This is a genomic window from Marinitoga sp. 1154 (assembly GCF_013363285.1).
Classification (GTDB): Bacteria; Thermotogota; Thermotogae; order Petrotogales; family Petrotogaceae; genus Marinitoga.
On sequence record NZ_LBFB01000005.1, the window covers coordinates 42,937 to 60,796 of the forward strand.

General features: G+C 30.3%; 17 protein-coding genes. 10 read left to right on the forward strand and 7 right to left on the reverse strand.

Annotation, left to right across the window (positions count from 1 at the left end):
• Positions 1 to 8: 8 nt before the first annotated feature.
• Positions 9 to 347 (reverse strand): STAS domain-containing protein, encoded by a 339-nt coding sequence (locus tag XO12_RS03655; protein WP_047266905.1) that lies wholly within the window; start codon positions 345 to 347, stop codon positions 9 to 11.
• Between the two features lie 124 nt (positions 348 to 471).
• On the opposite strand from XO12_RS03655, the gene XO12_RS03660 reads away from it, so the two are divergent.
• From XO12_RS03660 to XO12_RS03690, 7 genes are all read left to right on the forward strand, one after another.
• Positions 472 to 2,451: a sodium-translocating pyrophosphatase gene (locus XO12_RS03660; RefSeq protein WP_047266904.1), complete on the forward strand. Its 1,980-nt coding sequence runs from the start codon at positions 472 to 474 to the stop codon at positions 2,449 to 2,451.
• 12 nt (positions 2,452 to 2,463) lie between these two features.
• Entirely contained in the window at positions 2,464 to 3,471 is a 1,008-nt protein-coding gene (locus tag XO12_RS03665) for a 6-phosphofructokinase (RefSeq protein WP_047266903.1), read from the forward strand.
• A gap of 215 nt (positions 3,472 to 3,686) precedes the next feature.
• Positions 3,687 to 4,793, forward strand: a complete 1,107-nt coding sequence (locus tag XO12_RS03670) for an ABC transporter substrate-binding protein (RefSeq protein WP_047266902.1) — start codon at positions 3,687 to 3,689, stop codon at positions 4,791 to 4,793.
• 61 nt (positions 4,794 to 4,854) lie between these two features.
• A complete protein-coding gene (locus tag XO12_RS03675) occupies positions 4,855 to 5,763 on the forward strand; it encodes a branched-chain amino acid ABC transporter permease (RefSeq protein ID WP_084822743.1) in 909 nt (302 codons plus the stop codon).
• A gap of 4 nt (positions 5,764 to 5,767) precedes the next feature.
• A complete protein-coding gene (locus XO12_RS03680; RefSeq protein WP_175419683.1) occupies positions 5,768 to 6,856 on the forward strand; it encodes a branched-chain amino acid ABC transporter permease in 1,089 nt (362 codons plus the stop codon).
• A complete protein-coding gene (locus XO12_RS03685; protein ID WP_047268560.1) occupies positions 6,853 to 7,695 on the forward strand; it encodes an ABC transporter ATP-binding protein in 843 nt (280 codons plus the stop codon). Before XO12_RS03680 ends, XO12_RS03685 begins: the two co-directional genes overlap by 4 nt.
• Positions 7,679 to 8,407 (forward strand): ABC transporter ATP-binding protein, encoded by a 729-nt coding sequence (locus XO12_RS03690; protein ID WP_175419684.1) that lies wholly within the window; start codon positions 7,679 to 7,681, stop codon positions 8,405 to 8,407. Before XO12_RS03685 ends, XO12_RS03690 begins: the two co-directional genes overlap by 17 nt.
• A 54-nt stretch (positions 8,408 to 8,461) precedes the next feature.
• On the opposite strand, the gene XO12_RS03695 is transcribed toward XO12_RS03690, so the two are convergent.
• Together XO12_RS03695 and XO12_RS03700 are read right to left on the reverse strand one after the other, a co-directional pair.
• Entirely contained in the window at positions 8,462 to 8,923 is a 462-nt protein-coding gene (locus XO12_RS03695; RefSeq protein ID WP_175419685.1) for a QueT transporter family protein, read from the reverse strand.
• Between the two features lie 91 nt (positions 8,924 to 9,014).
• Complete coding sequence (locus XO12_RS03700) at positions 9,015 to 9,206, reverse strand: hypothetical protein (protein WP_047266897.1); 192 nt, start codon at positions 9,204 to 9,206, stop codon at positions 9,015 to 9,017.
• An 81-nt stretch (positions 9,207 to 9,287) separates the two neighbouring features.
• Here XO12_RS03700 and dnaB point away from each other — a divergent pair, with 81 nt between their 5' ends.
• Both dnaB and rnr read left to right on the forward strand, forming a co-directional pair.
• On the forward strand, positions 9,288 to 10,682 hold the full coding sequence (gene dnaB / locus XO12_RS03705; protein ID WP_047268556.1) for a replicative DNA helicase: 1,395 nt from the start codon (positions 9,288 to 9,290) through the stop codon (positions 10,680 to 10,682).
• 196 nt (positions 10,683 to 10,878) lie between these two features.
• Positions 10,879 to 13,077 (forward strand): ribonuclease R, encoded by a 2,199-nt coding sequence (gene rnr / locus XO12_RS03710; protein ID WP_175419686.1) that lies wholly within the window; start codon positions 10,879 to 10,881, stop codon positions 13,075 to 13,077.
• Positions 13,078 to 13,280: 203 nt separating this feature from the next.
• Here the strand turns inward: rnr and XO12_RS03715 are convergent, their stop codons facing one another.
• Positions 13,281 to 13,712: a Fur family transcriptional regulator gene (locus tag XO12_RS03715; RefSeq protein WP_047265206.1), complete on the reverse strand. Its 432-nt coding sequence runs from the start codon at positions 13,710 to 13,712 to the stop codon at positions 13,281 to 13,283.
• Between the two features lie 141 nt (positions 13,713 to 13,853).
• Between XO12_RS03715 and XO12_RS03720 the strand changes: the two genes are divergently transcribed.
• Positions 13,854 to 14,564, forward strand: a complete 711-nt coding sequence (locus XO12_RS03720; RefSeq protein WP_175419687.1) for a tetratricopeptide repeat protein — start codon at positions 13,854 to 13,856, stop codon at positions 14,562 to 14,564.
• Between the two features lie 10 nt (positions 14,565 to 14,574).
• Here the strand turns inward: XO12_RS03720 and murB are convergent, their stop codons facing one another.
• From murB to XO12_RS03735, 3 genes are read right to left on the reverse strand one after another with little or no spacing between them, the layout of a single operon-like run.
• Positions 14,575 to 15,471, reverse strand: a complete 897-nt coding sequence (murB, locus tag XO12_RS03725; protein ID WP_175419688.1) for a UDP-N-acetylmuramate dehydrogenase — start codon at positions 15,469 to 15,471, stop codon at positions 14,575 to 14,577.
• A 2-nt stretch (positions 15,472 to 15,473) separates the two neighbouring features.
• Positions 15,474 to 16,088 (reverse strand): hypothetical protein, encoded by a 615-nt coding sequence (locus tag XO12_RS03730; RefSeq protein ID WP_047267182.1) that lies wholly within the window; start codon positions 16,086 to 16,088, stop codon positions 15,474 to 15,476.
• A complete protein-coding gene (locus XO12_RS03735) occupies positions 16,078 to 17,718 on the reverse strand; it encodes a DNA repair protein RecN (RefSeq protein WP_175419689.1) in 1,641 nt (546 codons plus the stop codon). The genes XO12_RS03730 and XO12_RS03735 overlap by 11 nt, the downstream gene beginning before the upstream one ends.
• Positions 17,719 to 17,860 lie beyond the last annotated feature (142 nt).

Below are 17,860 nucleotides of genomic sequence, written 5' to 3' on the forward strand. Positions count from 1 at the left end.
TATTACATTTATAACATAATCTTTGCCTCTTCATACGTATCGAGAATATTCATCAATCTATTAACTTTGGTAATATCTAAAATATCTTTTATTAAAGCATTAATATTTATAAAAATCAATTTATTGTTATATGTCCTTGCCTTTTGTATTAAAGAAATTATTATTCCAAGACCGTTACTATCTATAAAATAAACATTTGAAAAATCTACAATTATTTTAGCATTTTTAAGCATTAGCATTTTATTTAATGCTTCTTTTATTTTCTGGCTATTTTCAACTGTAATATTATTTAAAAACCTCACTTTAAAAAAATTCTTCTTTTTTTCCAGTACAAAATATTCATTCATATTTTTCCCTCCTGATATATAATCGTCTTTTAAAAGTTCTTGCTTTAATATTAGAAATTTATGATATAATAACCATATAAAAAAATAGCGAATTGTTTAGATTCGCAAAGAAGGGAGGATTTTAATGGACATTATAAACTTAAGTGGCATTATCTTTGGCCTGATTGGAATTATTTTTACTGTCTTTCTAACTTTTAAAGTATTGGAAAACTCTCCAGGAAATGAAAAAATGCAAAAAATATCAGGAGCTATTCAAACTGGAGCGAAGGCATTTTTAATTTCAGAATATAAAATTCTTTATATTATTGTATTGCTTATTTTCCTATTGCTTGGATTTGCAAATAATTGGATAATGGCTTTATCGTTCTTTTTGGGAGCAACATTATCCGTTGCTGCAGGTTTTTTTGGCATGAGTATTGCAACAAAAACCAATACTAGAACCGCTCAAGGTGCTATTGAATCTTTGAGTAAAGGCTTAAAAATAGCTTTTAATGGTGGAGCAGTAATGGGAATGACTGTAGCTTCGCTCGGATTATTTGGTCTGGGGTTAATCTATTATTTGACAGATGGCGATACAATTGCTATGAGTGGATATGCTATGGGGGCATCATTAGTTGCATTATTTGCAAGAGTTGGAGGAGGAATTTTTACCAAAGCTGCTGATGTCGGTGCAGATTTAGTTGGAAAAACTGAAGCTGGAATCCCGGAAGATGATCCGAGAAATCCTGCTGTAATTGCTGATAATGTTGGAGATAATGTTGGAGACGTCGCAGGTATGGGCGCAGATTTATATGAATCATTTGTTGGATCCATATTTTCTGCTTCTGCACTTGGTATCATTTTATTTAATGAAAAAGGATCTGTTTTCCCTTTTTTAGTTGTATCTATTGGTATATTATCAGCTATTATCGGTATAATAATTTTTAATTTAAGTTTGAAAAACAAAGAAAATGTTAATCCTTCAAAAGCGTTACATTTCGGTACATATATTGCAAATGGATTAACGCTTATAGGAGTATTATTTTTATCATTAATTTATCTTAAAACTATAAATCCATTTTTTGTTATTTTTTTAGGAATGATTGTTGGAATGATTATTGGTAACGTTACTGAATATTATACTGCAAAAAAACCTGTTAAACAGCTTGCTAAAAGTGCGGTTAGTGGCGCTGCACCTTTATTGATAAGCGGTATGGCTATTGGCATGGAATCTACAGCTATTCCTGTTATATTAATATCTTTTGCAACTATAATTTCATATAATTTACTTGGACTATTCGGAATAGCCTTAGCTGGTGTTGGAATGCTGGCTACTCTCGGTATTACTCTGGCAATTGATGCCTATGGGCCCATTGCAGATAATGCTGGCGGTATTGCTCAAATGGCCGAACTTGATTCATATGTTAGAGATAGAACAGACCAATTAGATGCTGTCGGTAATACTACTGCAGCTATAGGAAAAGGTTTTGCTATAGGCTCTGCTGCTTTAACTGCACTGGCTTTGTTTGCTTCATATACAAAAGTTACTAACTTAAACATCATCGATTTATCAAAATCACAAGTATTCATAGGGGCTTTAATTGGTGGTATGCTACCATTTTTATTTTCTTCAATGGCTATGAAAGCGGTTGGAGATGCTGCAGAAATAATGGTTCAGGAAGTAAGACGCCAATTTAAAGAAATTGTCGGTCTAATGGAAGGAAAAGCTGATCCTGATTATTCTGCCTGTGTTTCAATTGCTACTAAAGGTGCTTTGAGAAAAATGGTTTTACCTTCATTACTTGCCGTTTTTATGCCCATTTTAATATTTTTTATCCTGGGTAAAGAAGCTGTTGCAGGCATGCTTGTGGGAACAACAGTTTCAGGTGTGATGCTTGCAATATTTATGGCAAATTCTGGTGGTGCATGGGACAATGCAAAAAAATATATAGAAGAAGGCAACTATGGCGGAAAAGGTACATTTGCTCATAAAGCTGCTGTTATAGGAGATACTGTCGGTGATCCTTTTAAAGACACTGCCGGACCAGCAATAAACATATTAATAAAACTTATGTCTATAATATCAATTGTTGTTATTCCAATATTAATAAAAATCTTCGGGTAAAGGAGGATTAATATGAAAAGAATTGCCGTTTTAAATGTTGGTGGAGATTGTCCTGGTTTGAATAGTGCAATTAGAGCTTTAGTTAGAAAATCCGCTATGGAAGATATTGAAGTTTTAGGAGTATATGACGGTTTTAAGGGTTTTTTAGAAGATAGAGTATTTGTAATGACAAAAGAACATGTATCAGGAATACTGGAACGTGGTGGAACTATTTTAGGCTCTTCTAAATTTGATCCTACAAAAAATCCTGACGATCTATTGAAATTAAAAGAAAATTTTGAAAAATATCAGATTACTGCTTTTATAATAATGAGCGGACATACTGGTACAGAAATAGCCATAAAATTATCGGATGAAGGTATGCCTTCAATTATAATTCCTGCAACAATAGATAATGATCTACCATGGACCGATTTCAGTATAGGCTTTTTTACAGCTTTAGAAACAGTAACAAAAACTCTTGATTCTCTTCATTCTACAGCCAGCGCCGGTCATAGAGTTATTGTTGTTGAAGTTGGTGGTGATGAAGCTGGTTGGCTGGCTACATTAGGAGGTTTAACCGGCGGAGCTGATTATATATTAATTCCTGAAATTAAATTTAATCCTGATAAATTAATTGAAAATATAAGAAAAAGATATGAAGAAGGCAAAAAATTCTCCATTGTTGTAGTTCAGGAAAAATGTCCTCTATCTGAAAGATTAAAACTTATTAAAGAAAAATTACCTGAAAGTACTCCTTCTGAAATAGTTTCAAGATATATTAAAGACACTATTGAGGGAGTTGAATGTCGAAATGTTAATCTGGGTTATATGCAAAGAGGTGGAACACCTGTATCTTTTGATAGGTTGATCGCAACAATGTTTTCAACAAAGGCCATTGAATACATCAAAAAAGGAAAAGTCAATATTGCACTATCTCTAAAAGGTTTTGAAATATCGAGTGTACCTTTTTCACAGGATTTATTAAACAATAAAGAAATTGACTCCAGAATTTATGAAATGGCAAAAATTTTCTTTTAAAAAAGCCCGTACGGGCTTTTTTATTTTTATGCATCAAATTCTTTATTCTTCATATATATAAGTTTAATATATATATAATAGTTCGTAAAGTTAATAATTTATTTCTTATGTTAATATAAGAAATGAAATTTCTTTCATACTTGACAAGTATATTAAAATATAGTAAAATATAAACAAGTTTTTACGTTTAATACATTTGAATAGGGAGGGATTCTATGAAGAAATTTTTAGTGGCAATGGTTTTAGTTCTTTCAATGGTATTGTATGCAAATATCAAAATTGGTGTGGTATTACCAATGACCGGAGGAATTGCAGCTTTTGGTGAAATGAGCTGGCAGGGTATTAAATTAGCTCATGAAATGTATCCAGAAGTATTAGGAGAAAAAATTGATCTTGTATTGGTAGATAATAGATCAGAAAAGACAGAAGCTGCAAATGCTGTAAGTAGGGTTATCGATAAAGAAAAGGTTGTTGCTATTATCGGTGAAGTTGCAAGCGCTCATTCTTTGGCTGGTGGTGCTGTTGCAGAAAGAAAGAAAATTCCTATGTTAACTTCTTCTTCAACAAACCCATTGGTTACTAACAGAAAAAAATATGTTTCACGTGTATGTTTTATTGATCCTTATCAGGGTGCAGCTGCTGCAATTTTTGCATTTAAAAATTTAAACGCAAAAAAAGCCGCTGTATTTATCGATGTTGAACAGGATTATAGTGTGGGATTGGCAAATTTCTTTAAAAAGAAATTCCAAGAATTGGGCGGAAATTACTTTATCGAATTTTTCAAAACTGGTGATCAAGAGTTCAGTGCTCAATTGACAGATGCTATTAACAAGAATCCTGATGTTTTATACATCACAGGTTATTATCCAGAAATCTCTTTATTTTCAAGACAGGCAAGAATGTTGGGTTTCAAAGGTCCTATTTTAGCTGGAGATGGTGCAGAAGCTCCTGAATTAATAAAAATTGGTGGGGAAGCTGTAGAAGGTTTATATTATACAACCCATTTCCATCCAAAAGGTGCAGCAACTGAAATGACAAAGGTTTTTGTTGAAAAATTCAGAGAAAAATTTGGTTCTGAACCTGGCGCAATGCACGCATTAGGGTTTGATGCATATTTAGTATTAAGAAAAGCTATAGAAATGGCTGGAAAACCTGATCCAAAAGCTATAGCAAAAGCTATCAGGCAGGTTAAAAATTTTGAAGGTGCCACTGGTATGATAACAATAAACAAAAACGGGGATGCAGAAAAATCTGTTGTTATTGATATGGTTAAAAATGGAGAATTTACATATGTTACAACTGTAAATCCTGCGGCTGAATAATATATAAATAAAATAAATCCCCGGAATTTCCGGGGATTTTTTAAAAACGGAGGTGTCGGCATTGAGTGGTTCTATTTTTCTTCAAAATTTGTTTAATGGAATAATGTTTGGTGGATTATATGCTCTTTTAGCAGTTGGATATACCATGGTTTATGGTATATTACGATTGATAAATTTCGCTCATGGAGATATTATGATGATGGGGGTTTATTTTGCTCTTTATGCTTCACTTGCTGGAGCACCATTATGGCTTGCTGTTATAATTGGGGTCATTGGCGCTTCAATTTTAGGATTTTTAATTGATAGAATTGCATATAAGCCTTTAAGAAATGCCCCAAGAATTTCTGCTTTAATAACAGCCATTGGTATGAGTTTCTTTTTAGAAAGTTTTGCCGTTGTTGTTTTTGGGGCAGTTCCAAAATCATTTACATCTGTTTTTAATGAAAAAAACAGATGGATTTTGGATAAAACCTGGAATATTGGTGGTGCAAGAATTCCCGTATTAACTTTTATGGTATTTTTTATAACTGCTTTATTATTCTTGCTTTTATTCTGGATAGTTTATAGAACAAAGATTGGTATGGCTATGAGGGCTATTTCTTCAGATATTCCTACAACCTCTTTAATGGGAATTAATGTAGATATGGTTATAGGATTTACTTTCGCACTCGGTTCAGCTATGGCAGCAGCTGGAGGAATCATGTGGGCAATGAGATATCCTAATGTTCAGCCGTATATGGGATTCATGCCAGGATTAAAAGCCTTTATCGCTGCCGTTTTAGGAGGTATAGGATCTATTCCTGGCGCTGTTGTGGGAGGATTTCTATTAGGATTATTAGAAATCTTTCTTGTTGCTTTAATGCCGAGTGCAGCTGGATATAGAGATGCTTTTGCTTTTATTATTCTTATTGTTATTTTATTAATAAAACCAGATGGACTATTGGGGAAAAAGTCCGTAGTAAAGGTGTGATAGCATGAAAAAATTAAATTACACTTTAACCCTTATATTCGTTATATTATTTAGTCTTTTCTTATATTATGCACAAGGAAATTTTAGCGATTATACTCTAAGAATTCTCACACTTATACCTATATATGCTATTATGGCAGTAAGTTTAAATTTAATAAATGGTATTACGGGTATTTTTTCTTTAGGACATGCCGGTTTTGTATTATTGGGCGCATATACATCTGCATTACTTACTTTAGAACCTTTTCAAAAAGAAATTTCGTATATTATAGTACCCATTCAGCCATGGCTATTAAATTTACATGCTAATTTTCTTATAGCTACACTGGCCGGTGGTGTTGTTGCTGCAATTTTTGCATTTTTAATTGGATGGCCAACATTAAAATTATCCGGAGATTATTTAGCAATTGCAAGTTTAGGATTTGCAGAAATAGCAAGAGTTTTAGCCAATAATTTAATAAGCGTAACAAATGGTCCTTTAGGATTAAAAGGACTTCCAAATTACACTAATCTTTATTGGTCATGGGGTTGGTTATTAATTACCTTAATAGCTATAATAAGTTTAATTAAAAGTTCTTATGGAAGGGCTTTAATAGCTATAAGAGAAGATTCAATTGCAGCAGAATCAATGGGAATTAATGTATTTAGCCATGAACTTATGTCTTTTGTTTTTGGTGCATTTTTTGCTGGAATTTCTGGAGCATTATATGCTCACTGGTTGACAACTATCGATCCAAGAATTACAACTTTTGGACCATTGTTAACATTTTATGTTTTGATTATGGTAGTGCTTGGAGGATTAGGAAGTATAACAGGGTCTATCATAGGAGCTGGAGTTTTTGCTTTAATGTTTGAATATTTACGTTCTTTAGAAGAACCTTTTGATATATTTGGCGTTCATGTTCCAGGTATTCCTGGAATGAGAATGTTAGTCATATCTGCTATATTTATATTTATTATGATTTTTTGGCAAAAAGGTATTATGGGAAGAGCAGAATTTTCATGGGAAAAATTTTTAAAATTATTTGGAATAAAGGTTAAAAAAACTTCTATAGTTGAGTTATATATGAAAAAAGAAGGTGATGTTGAATGAAAAAAATTCTTGAAATGAACCATATTACCATGCAATTTGGGGGACTTATTGCTGTTAATGACTTTCATAATCAATTATATGAAGGTGAATTGCTTGGTTTAATAGGCCCTAACGGAGCTGGGAAAACAACTGCATTTAATGTTATTACTGGCATATATATACCAACAAAAGGAAAAGTAATATTTGATGGAATAGATATCACACCATTTAAACCTCATGAAATTACTCATCTTGGAATTGCACGAACGTTTCAAAACATCAGACTTTTTCAAGACATGACTGTTTTAGAAAATGTTATAGTTGCTCAACATCATATGTTATCAAATACTGATGTGGATAAAATTCTCAAAAAACACGGAAAAAAAATGAAAGGAAGTTCTTTTTTATGGTTTATTAAGGCTTTAACTAAAGTTGGATATATACATAAAGAAAAAGATATGATTAAAGAAGGATTATTGCTTTTAGAAAAAGTTGGATTATTAGACTTAGCAGAAGAAAAAGCTTCTTCTTTACCATATGGATTACAAAGAAAATTAGAAATCGCAAGGGCTTTAGCAACACATCCAAAAGTATTGTTATTAGACGAACCTGCTGCAGGGATGAATCCTCAGGAATCTGAAGAATTAATGCATTTTATACGTCAAATCAGAGATGATTTCAACCTTTCAATATTATTGATAGAACATGATATGAAAGTTGTAATGGGAATATGTGAAAGAATTTTGGTTCTGGATTATGGAGCTATTATAGCTGAAGGAGAGCCAAAAGATATACAAAACAATCCAAAAGTTATCGAGGCTTATCTTGGAGAGGAGTGGAAGAATGCAAAAGCAGAATGAAATTGTTCTTGAAATAAAAAATCTTAATATTTATTATGGAGCCATTCATGCTGTAAAAGGAATAAATATAAAAGTTCCAAAAGGAAAAATTGTAACTTTAATTGGAGCAAACGGAGCAGGCAAAACTTCCACCCTTTCTTCAATTGCTGGAATGGTTAAACCTAAGGAAGGTGAAATATTATATAAAAATAATAATATAGCTGGAAAATCTCCTCATGAAATTAATAGAATGGGTATCGCTTTGGTTCCAGAAGGTAGGCGTATTTTTCCAAACCTTACTGTATATGAAAATTTAATGATGGGTGCTTTCAATAGAACTGATAAGGAGGAAATTGAAAGGGATTTACATTGGGTTTATAACCTTTTTCCAAGACTAAAAGAAAGATTAAAACAACTCGGCGGAACATTATCTGGTGGGGAACAACAAATGCTCGCTATTAGCAGGGCATTAATGAGCAGACCAGATTTAATAATGATGGATGAACCATCTTTAGGACTTGCACCAGTGTTGGTATCGGAAGTTTTTGATATTATCAGGATAATCAATGAAAATAGCGGCACTATTTTACTTGTTGAACAAAATGCTGCACAAGCATTAAAAATATCTCATTATGGCTATGTATTAGAAACGGGTAAAATAATTCTTGAAAATGATTCTGATTTATTATTAAAAGATGAAAATGTGCAAAAAGCTTACTTAGGAATGGCATAATACGCCGTCATACTCCGTTTGAATAAAGCAGTAGCTCCCATTAGGGAGCTACTGTCATTTTTTTATTAATATATTTCTTTTTTCTAATAATATTAGAAGCGGCAATCCTAAAAGATAGCAGGCAATAAATTCGCCAATACCAATCCAAAATACCGTGGGCCAATATGGAACATTGGCAAGAGGAGCAACATATGCTGAAACTCCAAAAGCATTAACTATAACAGGAGGTAAAGGAGCTAAATATTTATTTGGCATTTTATAAGTTAAATATGCTGCAAATAATGTTAACGCACTACCTAAAAAGATATCAATAGCACCAAATCCTCCAAACACATTAGCCAGCATAGCGCCGATATATAATGCTGGAATAAATACTGGATTCAAAAACGGCAAAACCGTTAATGCTTCTGAAACCCTAACCTGCATCGGTCCATAGCTAATGGGCTGTAATAAAACCGTTAATGCTACATATAATGCTGCTACAACACCTGCTAATACCATGTTTTTAGTTTTCATTATTATAACACCTCCTTGTTTTGTTAAGGCGGGTGCCGCGACCGCCGGATGAATTATATCTAAATTTTATTATTATAGAAATAAAAATATGTTAAAATAGTGAAGTGATAATAAAAAAAATAATTCCAACACCAAGAGAGATTAATGCGTGTTTATCGTTTTTTCTTATTTTATCTTCGTTTTTCATGTATCCCTTTCTTGTTTCTTTTACAGAAGAATTAAACAAATATATTCCATTTAGCGTAAAGATTACTCCTAAAAAGAAAAAAATATTTGCCCACATCTTTTTACCTCCACACATCCTTTGAATTTTTACATTAAAGTATTATAATTATATCATGCATAGTAAAAGGAGGTATTAACATTGAATAAAGAATTAACTCCACCACATAATACAGAAGCAGAAGAAGCTCTATTGGGAAGTATATTTTTAGACCCTCAAGTTTTACCTGATGTATTGGAAGAAATTAGATCTAATGATTTTTATAATCAACAATATCAAATTATTTTTAAAATAATAGAAGATTTATTTGATAGAGGACTTCCTGTTGATGCTATTTCAGTTATGGAGAATTTACGAAATGCTAATCTTCTTGAAAAAGCTGGTGGGGAAGATAAACTTATATATTTAGCAGAAGTGGTTCCCACTCCTGCGAATGTATTGTATTATGCTAAAATTGTAAAAGATAAATCACTTCTTAGAAGTCTTGTGAGTGTTAGTTCTGAAATTGTTGAAGCTACAAGAACTATTGGTGAAGCTGAGGAAATTTTAGATTTTGCAGAAAAAAAAATATTTGAAATAGCCGAATCTCGTGCAACAAGAACATATGATTCAGTTCCTAATATTGTTCATGATGTTTTTGAGAAATTAGATGAGTTGAAAAAAAGGGCATCTATTGAACCAAATGCTCTTGTTACTGGACTACCTACCGGTTTTATTTCTCTGGATAGATTAACATCTGGTTTTCATAGATCTGATTTAATAATTATTGCTGCAAGACCTTCCATGGGTAAAACAGCATTTGCTTTGAATGTTGCCAGTAACCTTGCTATAAAGTATAAAATACCCATAGCAATGTTCAATCTGGAAATGTCAAAAGAACAATTAGTTCAAAGAATTTTATGCGCAGAAGCGGAAGTCGATTTACAAAAGGTTAGAACTGGCATGCTAAACAATGATGATTGGGACAAATTGGTAAATGCCGCACATAAACTTTCACAATCAAAAATTGTTGTTGACGATGAACCCGGATTGGATCCTAGAACATTACGTGCAAAAGCTCGTAGAATGAAAAGAGAATATGGAATTGAAGCTATTTTCATTGACTACTTGCAGTTAATGTCATCTAAAAATAGAGGTTCTGAAAGCAGACAACAGGAAATTTCAGAAATATCACGTTCATTAAAACTATTAGCGAGAGAATTAAATGTTGTTATTGTTGCTCTATCACAATTATCTCGTGCTGTTGAACAAAGAGAAGATAAAAGACCGCGATTAAGTGATTTAAGAGAATCTGGCGCTATAGAACAGGATGCTGATATGGTTATGTTTTTATATAGAGATGCTTACTACAAACGAAAAAAAGAAAGTGACAAAAAAGATAAAAATAACGAAAATCTAATACTAAATCATCCCCATGAATCGGAATTAATTATAGGCAAACAAAGAAACGGACCAGTTGGTACTATTAAATTAATGTTTGATCCAAAAGTAACCTTATTTTACGAAAAAGATAGCATTCATAGTGATTCTTACTAATTATTACTATGTCTAAAAAGTTAAATTCATTCAGATAGAAAACAAGAATTTTAAACCAATAGCCCACCGCAAGTTAAATAATTACGGCGTACTATTTAAGAGTTTTTTATTTTTGAAAAATACAATTTTTAATCCAAAAAACCGTTGTAAGCGTGTAACACCGCAGGTGTGCTATTGATAATACGGAGGAGAAAGCATGAAAGAAAATTTAAAAAACAAAATTTTAAAACTAATAAAAAACAAACCACTCTTACAAAAAGAATTATATGATAAATTAAAAGCCAAAAATAAAAATGAAAAAAAAGAAATACGAAATATATTGAAAGATTTGCAGGAAGAAGGAGAAGTCTATAAAAATTCAAAAAATAGGTTTTGCATTGTTGGAAATAATATGAAAATCGGTATTATAGAATTTACCCGACGTGGAAGTATGGCATTTGTAACTACAAAAAAAGGAGAAGAGATTGCCATCACTTTAGAAAATACAAAAGATGCTATGCATAAAGATCTGGTATTAATAGAAATAGTAGGGTCATGGCGTGATTTGCCAAAAGGAAAAGTTTTAAGAGTATTAAAAAGGAATATTACAAAAATTGTTGGTATCTTTGAACAAAAAAAATTATTTGGCTTTGTCTTGCCAATTGATCAAAAAATAAATACAGATTTTTATGTTTCACCTGAAAATTTCAATAAAGCCAAGCCAGGGCAAATAGTTGAAGCTAAAATAATAAAATACACAAGAAAAAACCCTGAAGTAAAGATAACTAAAATTATAGGAAATGTTAATGACCCAGAGGTTGATCTTCCTATTGTAATAATAAAACACGATCTGCCAGAACCTGGTGTATTTCCTGAAAATGTTATGAAAGAAGCTTTATCTATACCCAAGACAATTCAGAAAAAAGATTTAAAAGGAAGAAAAGATTTCAGGGACGAATTAATCGTAACTATTGACGGTGATAATGCAAAAGATTTCGATGATGCTGTTCAGGTGAAAAAATTAGATAACGGAAATTATCTATTAGGTGTTCACATTGCTGATGTTTCAAATTATGTAAAAGAAGGATCTAATTTAGACAAAGAGGCATTTAAAAGAGGTACAAGTATTTATTTAATAGATACAGTTATACCTATGCTACCCCATGAACTATCTGATTGGATCTGTTCTCTGGTTGAAGGTGAAGATAGATTGACTATGTCTTTGTTAATGGAGATAGATAAAGATGGAGAGGTTGTTAATTTTGATGTATATAATGGCATTATTAATAGTAAAAAAAGATTAACATATAATAAGGTGAATAAAATATTAAATAATGATGCTGACTCTGAACTTGAAAAAGAAATTGGATGGTTAAGACCAAACCTGGAATTAATGAAAGAATTAATGGAAATTATAAGAGAAAACAGAAGAAGAAGAGGGGCTATTTTAGACATAGAAGGTGGAGAGGTTAAATTTATTTTTGATGAAAAAGGCAATGTCGAAGATATTATTCCTGTTGAAAGAGGCATATCAGAAGTTATAATAGAAGAATTTATGATAAAAGCTAATGAAACAATTGCTTCTATATTTGATTCTCAGGGATTACCTTTTATTTATAGGATTCACGAAGAACCTGACCCTGATATGTTATTACAACTTAAAAATTACTTAGAAATAGTGGGATTGAGATATAAATTTCCTAAAAACATACATCCTAAATTATTGCAGGATATGTTGGAACACTTAAAGGATCATCCATTAAGAAAAAGCATTCAAAAACTGCTTGTAAGATCTTTAAAAAGAGCAGTATATTCTGATTTAAATGTTGGACATTTTGGATTAGCCTCACAAAATTATACACACTTCACATCCCCAATAAGAAGATATCCAGATTTAATTGTACATAGGCTATTAAAAAAATATTTAAAAAATAAAGGCACTCTAAAAAATAAAGAAATTGAAAAATATTCTAAATTACTTCCAGAAATAGCTTCTCATAGCTCTAAAAGAGAAAGGGTTGCTAATGAAGCAGAATGGGATTTGACTGATATGAAAAAAGTTGAATATATAACAAATCATTTAGGTAAAATCTTTGAGGTTTATATAACAAATATAATGAAATTTGGTATGTTTGTTGAAATACCAGAAAAATTCATACAGGGACTTATACATGTTTCTTCAATGGATGATTATTATGTATATAATGAAAAACAAAATGTTTTGATTGGAGAAAAAACTAAAAAGATATATAGACTTGGAGATAAATTAAATGCTAAAGTTATAAACGCAAATAAATTAACAGCTGAAATAGATTTTGAAATCGTTGAAAAAGATGAAGACAATATCGAAAAGAAATTGAAACAAACATTTCCTAATGCAAAAGTTAAAATAAAAAGAAAGAAAAAAAGAAAATAAAATAAAAAAGAGCCGCACGGCATGGATTACCAATGCGGCGGCCCCTATACCCCCCTTAGGTATTTTTTATTTTCATTATTTATTATACCATAAAAACACAAAAAAGTAACACTTAACTTTTTAAATTCAAAAATTTGTAACATAGTCAGTTTAATCACAAAATACAAAAATAGAATAAAAAAATCCTGCAAAGCAGGATTTTTTTATTCTTCCATTTTTTTGAGACATTCTTTACAATACCCTCTAATATATAATTGTTGATCAATAATCTTATTTTCTCCTTCAAGATTTGAATCAATTGAAATTTCTTTAATATCAAAATCAAAAATTTTTCCACAACTTATACATTTAAAATGCCCGTGTAAATGTGTATTGATATCAAATCTCGCTTCATTTTCCTCAATAGTTATAACACTTACCAACCCTTTAGATTGAAATAGCTTTAATGTGTTATATACTGTTGTTTTAGACAATGTTGGAATTGTTTTTACCAATGCCTTATAAATCATATCAACATTTGGATGAACCTGATTATCCATAAGATATTTATAAATTTGTATACGTTGCAAAGATGGAGATATGCTTTTTTCCCTCAATATTTCGCTAATATATTCAATCTTTTCTTCAGTACTCATATAACCACACCCTCTCAAATTTGTATTAATTTCATTTCTAATTTAATTCTATACCATTTTAAAAAAAAAATCAAGTCTTGATACATTTTCTTAATTTTTGTGATATAATTGTATTAATAATTTCAAAATAGGAGGGATAAGATGAGAAAAACTATTATTATTTTACTATTTTTATTCCTTTTCACAAATATCTTCGCTCAAAGTTTTACAAAACTTTATTCTGAATTTAAAGTTATTAATAGTTATCATAAAATTCCTGAAATGAAAATTTTATTAGAAAAATTAAGTTCATATACAAATGATGCTTCAATGCTTGCTTTATACTGTAACGCATTAACAGAATACGCCAATTGGGGTGTCGAAAAAAATAAAAAAGAAGAAATTTATCAGAAGGCAGTTGAAATTGGCAAAAAAGCTGTAGAATTAAATCCAAACATCGGCTACTCTCATTATGCTTTAGGAGCAGCAATTGGTCGTCTTGCCCAATATAAGGGAATTGTTTCTAGCTTGTTTATGCTTGGGGATTTTGATACTCATATAAAACAAGCTATAAAACTTGACCCAACATTGTATACTGCATATATTGCTCTTGGAATGAGATATAGAGATGTCCCATGGCCATTAAATGATTACAAAAAATCCGAAAAATATTTATTAAAAGCTGCTGAAATAGAACCAGGATATGTTAACACATACTATGAATTGGGGATTTTATATAAAATATGGAAAAAATATGATAAAGCTAAACAAATGTTTGAAAAAGTTATTGCAATGCCTTTACATCCTGATTGGATAGAACAGGGAAAAGAATCAAAAAAATTATCTAAGGAAGAATTAAAAAAATTACAATAAGTATCATTCCTTATTCCCATATTTCTGGTTCTATTTCTAATTCTACATTATATTCATTTTTTACTGTTTTCTTTACATAATTTATAAGGTTTAATACGTCCGAAAATTTCGCATTTCCTTTATTTATGATAAAACCCGCATGTTTTTTTGAAATTTGCGCTCCCCCAATTGAATAACCTTTTAATCCCAGTTTTTCAATTGTGGTTCCAACATAAAAATCCGAACGCGGCCTCTTAAATATACTTCCTGCGCTAGGATATTCGAGAGGCTGCTTTTTCCATCTTTTAATAGACATATCTTTCATTTTTTCATTGATTTTATGTTTTTCTTTTTTAACCATCTTTAATTTCGCACTTAAAGCTATATATCTCCTTTCCTGAAATATACTTTTTCTATAATCAAAACTCAACTCTTTTTTATTTAATTTTTTAATTGTTTCTTCTTTTAAATCAAAAACTTCTACTTCATTAATAATATTTGAAATCTGCCCTCCATATGCTCCCGCATTCATAAACAATGCTCCACCCAGAGTACCTGGAATTCCACAGGCAAACTCCAAACCGGATAACGAATTTTCCATTGCAATATATGATAATCGCGAAAAAGGAATACCAACTTCAGAATAAATATATTCATCTTGAATATTATAACCTGTTAAAAATTCCGTACTAACAACAACAAAATCCATATATTCATCCTTTACAATAAGATTTGCTCCTCCACCTATTATTCTAAAATCAATATTTTTATTCTTTAAATACCTTATTGCTTTTATAAATATTTCTTTGGTTTTTGGAACAACAAATAATGGAACTACTCCTCCTAATTTAAAAGTTGTATGTAATCTAAGAGATTCATTGACTAACACATTACATCCTAACAAATATAAATCTCTACCTATTTCCATATTCACTTTAACATCCACTCCAACATTTCAGAAATTTCCTCTCCAGCAGGATGAATTTTTACCTCATTAAATAATTCTCTTTTCTTAAAAATCATTTTTTGAATCGAATCAAGAATAAGAGCTTTCTCTGATTTCGTTATATTCTCCATATATTTGTTTAATAAATAATTTATACTTTTTTTCGTAGGCAATTCAGCTAATGCCATTATTGCCAATTCCTGAATATCTCCTTTATCATCTAAAAATGTGGATAAAATATCTATATATTTTTCATCTTTAGTTATTCTCAACAAAGCTTCTAATATTATAGGAAAAGCTCTTTCATCAGAATATAAATTCATCATTCTTTCCAGATATGGCTTCAACTCCTGACACTCCATCTCAGATAATACATCTATCAAATATAGCATTACAACATCATCCAGATTTCTTCTTTCGAATCTTTTTATAAATTCATTAAAAAGATACTTCTTTGCTTCATCACCTAACACATCAATTATATCTGTTATTAGAGAATATGTTTCTGAATCACTATTTTCCATCATGTCTATCAAAACAGGTATAGCATTAACTCCTTTTTCTTCTATTATTCTCTGAATCACATCTTCACGTCTCATTTTCAGCCACCTCTTTATTAAAGACTTCTTTATCAATAATTATTTCTCCATACATTTCTTTAATTTCTTCTAATCTTTTTTTATCATCTAATTCAATAATTTGAGAATATATTTCATTATTTTTATCAATTTTATATATTTTAAAATGCTTATCGGCATAATTAGCTACTTGCGGCATATGAGTAATCACTATCAATTGTTTAACTTTTGAAAATTCTTTTAATTTTTTTCCTATCACATCCGCAATTCTCTGACCAACTCCAGAATCTATTTCATCAAAAAGCATTGTTTCAACCAAATGCGATTCACCAATTACCTTTTCTATTGCCAGAATAATTCTAGACAATTCCCCACCAGAGGCTATTTTTTCTAAAGGTAAATACGGTGATTGAGGGGTAGTTTTAGCCAATATACGAATACTATATGTTCCATATTTCCCGGGTTCTTTTAATTTCTTAAAATCAAAAAATATTTCTGCATATTTCATATTTAAAACTAAAAGTTCTTTTTTTATTTTATCCTCTATTTTTCTTAATATTTTCTCTCCTTTTACTTTTATTCTTTCACCAATTTCAAATAATTCTTTCTTTTTACTTTCAATCATCGGATTAATTTCATTTAATATTTTTTCTAAATCATTTAATTCCTTTAATTCAATTCTAAATTTTTCTAAATTTTCAAAAACATTTTCAAGCGCAGGACCATATTTTCTTTTTAAATTCATTATTTCATTAAGTCTATTAGCTACTTCTTCTAATCTTTGAGGATCTAAATCGAGATCATATAACTTAGATTCTAGACTGCTGTATAATTCACTTATCATATCCTGAATAGAAATTGCCATATTTAAATCTTCTTCAAAACCATAATTTGAAATATCCGAAAGATCTTCTACAATCTCCCCAATAAATATATCTATATTTTTCTCTTCATCCTTTAAAATAGCCATTGACTTTTCTAATTTACTTTTTATTTCTTCTATATTACTCAATTTTTTATATTCAATCTTCAATTCTTCATCTTCATTTTCTCGTGGTGATATATGTTCTATTTCATCTATTTGAAAATTCAAAATATCGATTTTTCTATATATTTCAGACGGATCAGTAGGAATATTATTCAGTTTTTCTTTTAAAGATAAATATTCTCTATATTTTTCTTCATAATTTATAATTAAATCAACTATATTTTCCTTAAATATATTATATGCTATTTGATTATGATATTTTGGATTTCTTAATAAAACTTGCGAATTTTGGGTATGAACTTCCATTATATATGAACCCAGTTTCTCTAAAATAGTTTTTGGGATAATAGTACCATTTGCCCTGAAAACAGATCTCTTTTCATTAAATTTTACATTAAGTACTATTTCATTGTTTTCTGGGATATCTATATAATCCTTTAATTCATTTTTTACTTTATCATCAACAGTAATATATGCAGAAATTGAACCCTCGTTATTTCTTAAGTTCTTTGGAACCTTTCCACTCAATAAAGAAATTAAAGCTTTTACAAACATCGATTTTCCTGCTCCAGATTCGCCGGTAATAATGTTTATTCCTTCAGAAAAGTCCACATTTACATCTTTAAACAATCCAAAATTTTTTATCGCCAATGAATGGATCATATGGCACCTCCACTTTTTCTTTTCTAAGTATATTTTACATCATTTTCTTTAAAAATAAAAATTAGATTGTATGAAAAGTGAAAATATGTTTTTTATTTACCTGACATAAATTTGACCAAATATTATATATATGTTATAATAT

What these genes read in the sequence shown, in the direction of transcription:
- XO12_RS03655 (WP_047266905.1), bottom strand. Translation starts at nt 347, where the DNA reads ATGAATGAATATTTTGTACTGGAAAAAAAGAAGAATTTTTTTAAAGTG.
- XO12_RS03660 (WP_047266904.1), top strand. Translation starts at nt 472, where the DNA reads ATGGACATTATAAACTTAAGTGGCATTATCTTTGGCCTGATTGGAATT.
- XO12_RS03665 (WP_047266903.1), top strand. Translation starts at nt 2,464, where the DNA reads ATGAAAAGAATTGCCGTTTTAAATGTTGGTGGAGATTGTCCTGGTTTG.
- XO12_RS03670 (WP_047266902.1), top strand. Translation starts at nt 3,687, where the DNA reads ATGAAGAAATTTTTAGTGGCAATGGTTTTAGTTCTTTCAATGGTATTG.
- XO12_RS03680 (WP_175419683.1), top strand. Translation starts at nt 5,768, where the DNA reads ATGAAAAAATTAAATTACACTTTAACCCTTATATTCGTTATATTATTT.
- XO12_RS03685 (WP_047268560.1), top strand. Translation starts at nt 6,853, where the DNA reads ATGAAAAAAATTCTTGAAATGAACCATATTACCATGCAATTTGGGGGA.
- XO12_RS03690 (WP_175419684.1), top strand. Translation starts at nt 7,679, where the DNA reads ATGCAAAAGCAGAATGAAATTGTTCTTGAAATAAAAAATCTTAATATT.
- XO12_RS03695 (WP_175419685.1), bottom strand. Translation starts at nt 8,923, where the DNA reads ATGAAAACTAAAAACATGGTATTAGCAGGTGTTGTAGCAGCATTATAT.
- XO12_RS03700 (WP_047266897.1), bottom strand. Translation starts at nt 9,206, where the DNA reads ATGTGGGCAAATATTTTTTTCTTTTTAGGAGTAATCTTTACGCTAAAT.
- rnr (WP_175419686.1), top strand. Translation starts at nt 10,879, where the DNA reads ATGAAAGAAAATTTAAAAAACAAAATTTTAAAACTAATAAAAAACAAA.
- XO12_RS03715 (WP_047265206.1), bottom strand. Translation starts at nt 13,712, where the DNA reads ATGAGTACTGAAGAAAAGATTGAATATATTAGCGAAATATTGAGGGAA.
- XO12_RS03720 (WP_175419687.1), top strand. Translation starts at nt 13,854, where the DNA reads ATGAGAAAAACTATTATTATTTTACTATTTTTATTCCTTTTCACAAAT.
- murB (WP_175419688.1), bottom strand. Translation starts at nt 15,471, where the DNA reads ATGGAAATAGGTAGAGATTTATATTTGTTAGGATGTAATGTGTTAGTC.
- XO12_RS03730 (WP_047267182.1), bottom strand. Translation starts at nt 16,088, where the DNA reads ATGAGACGTGAAGATGTGATTCAGAGAATAATAGAAGAAAAAGGAGTT.
- XO12_RS03735 (WP_175419689.1), bottom strand. Translation starts at nt 17,718, where the DNA reads ATGATCCATTCATTGGCGATAAAAAATTTTGGATTGTTTAAAGATGTA.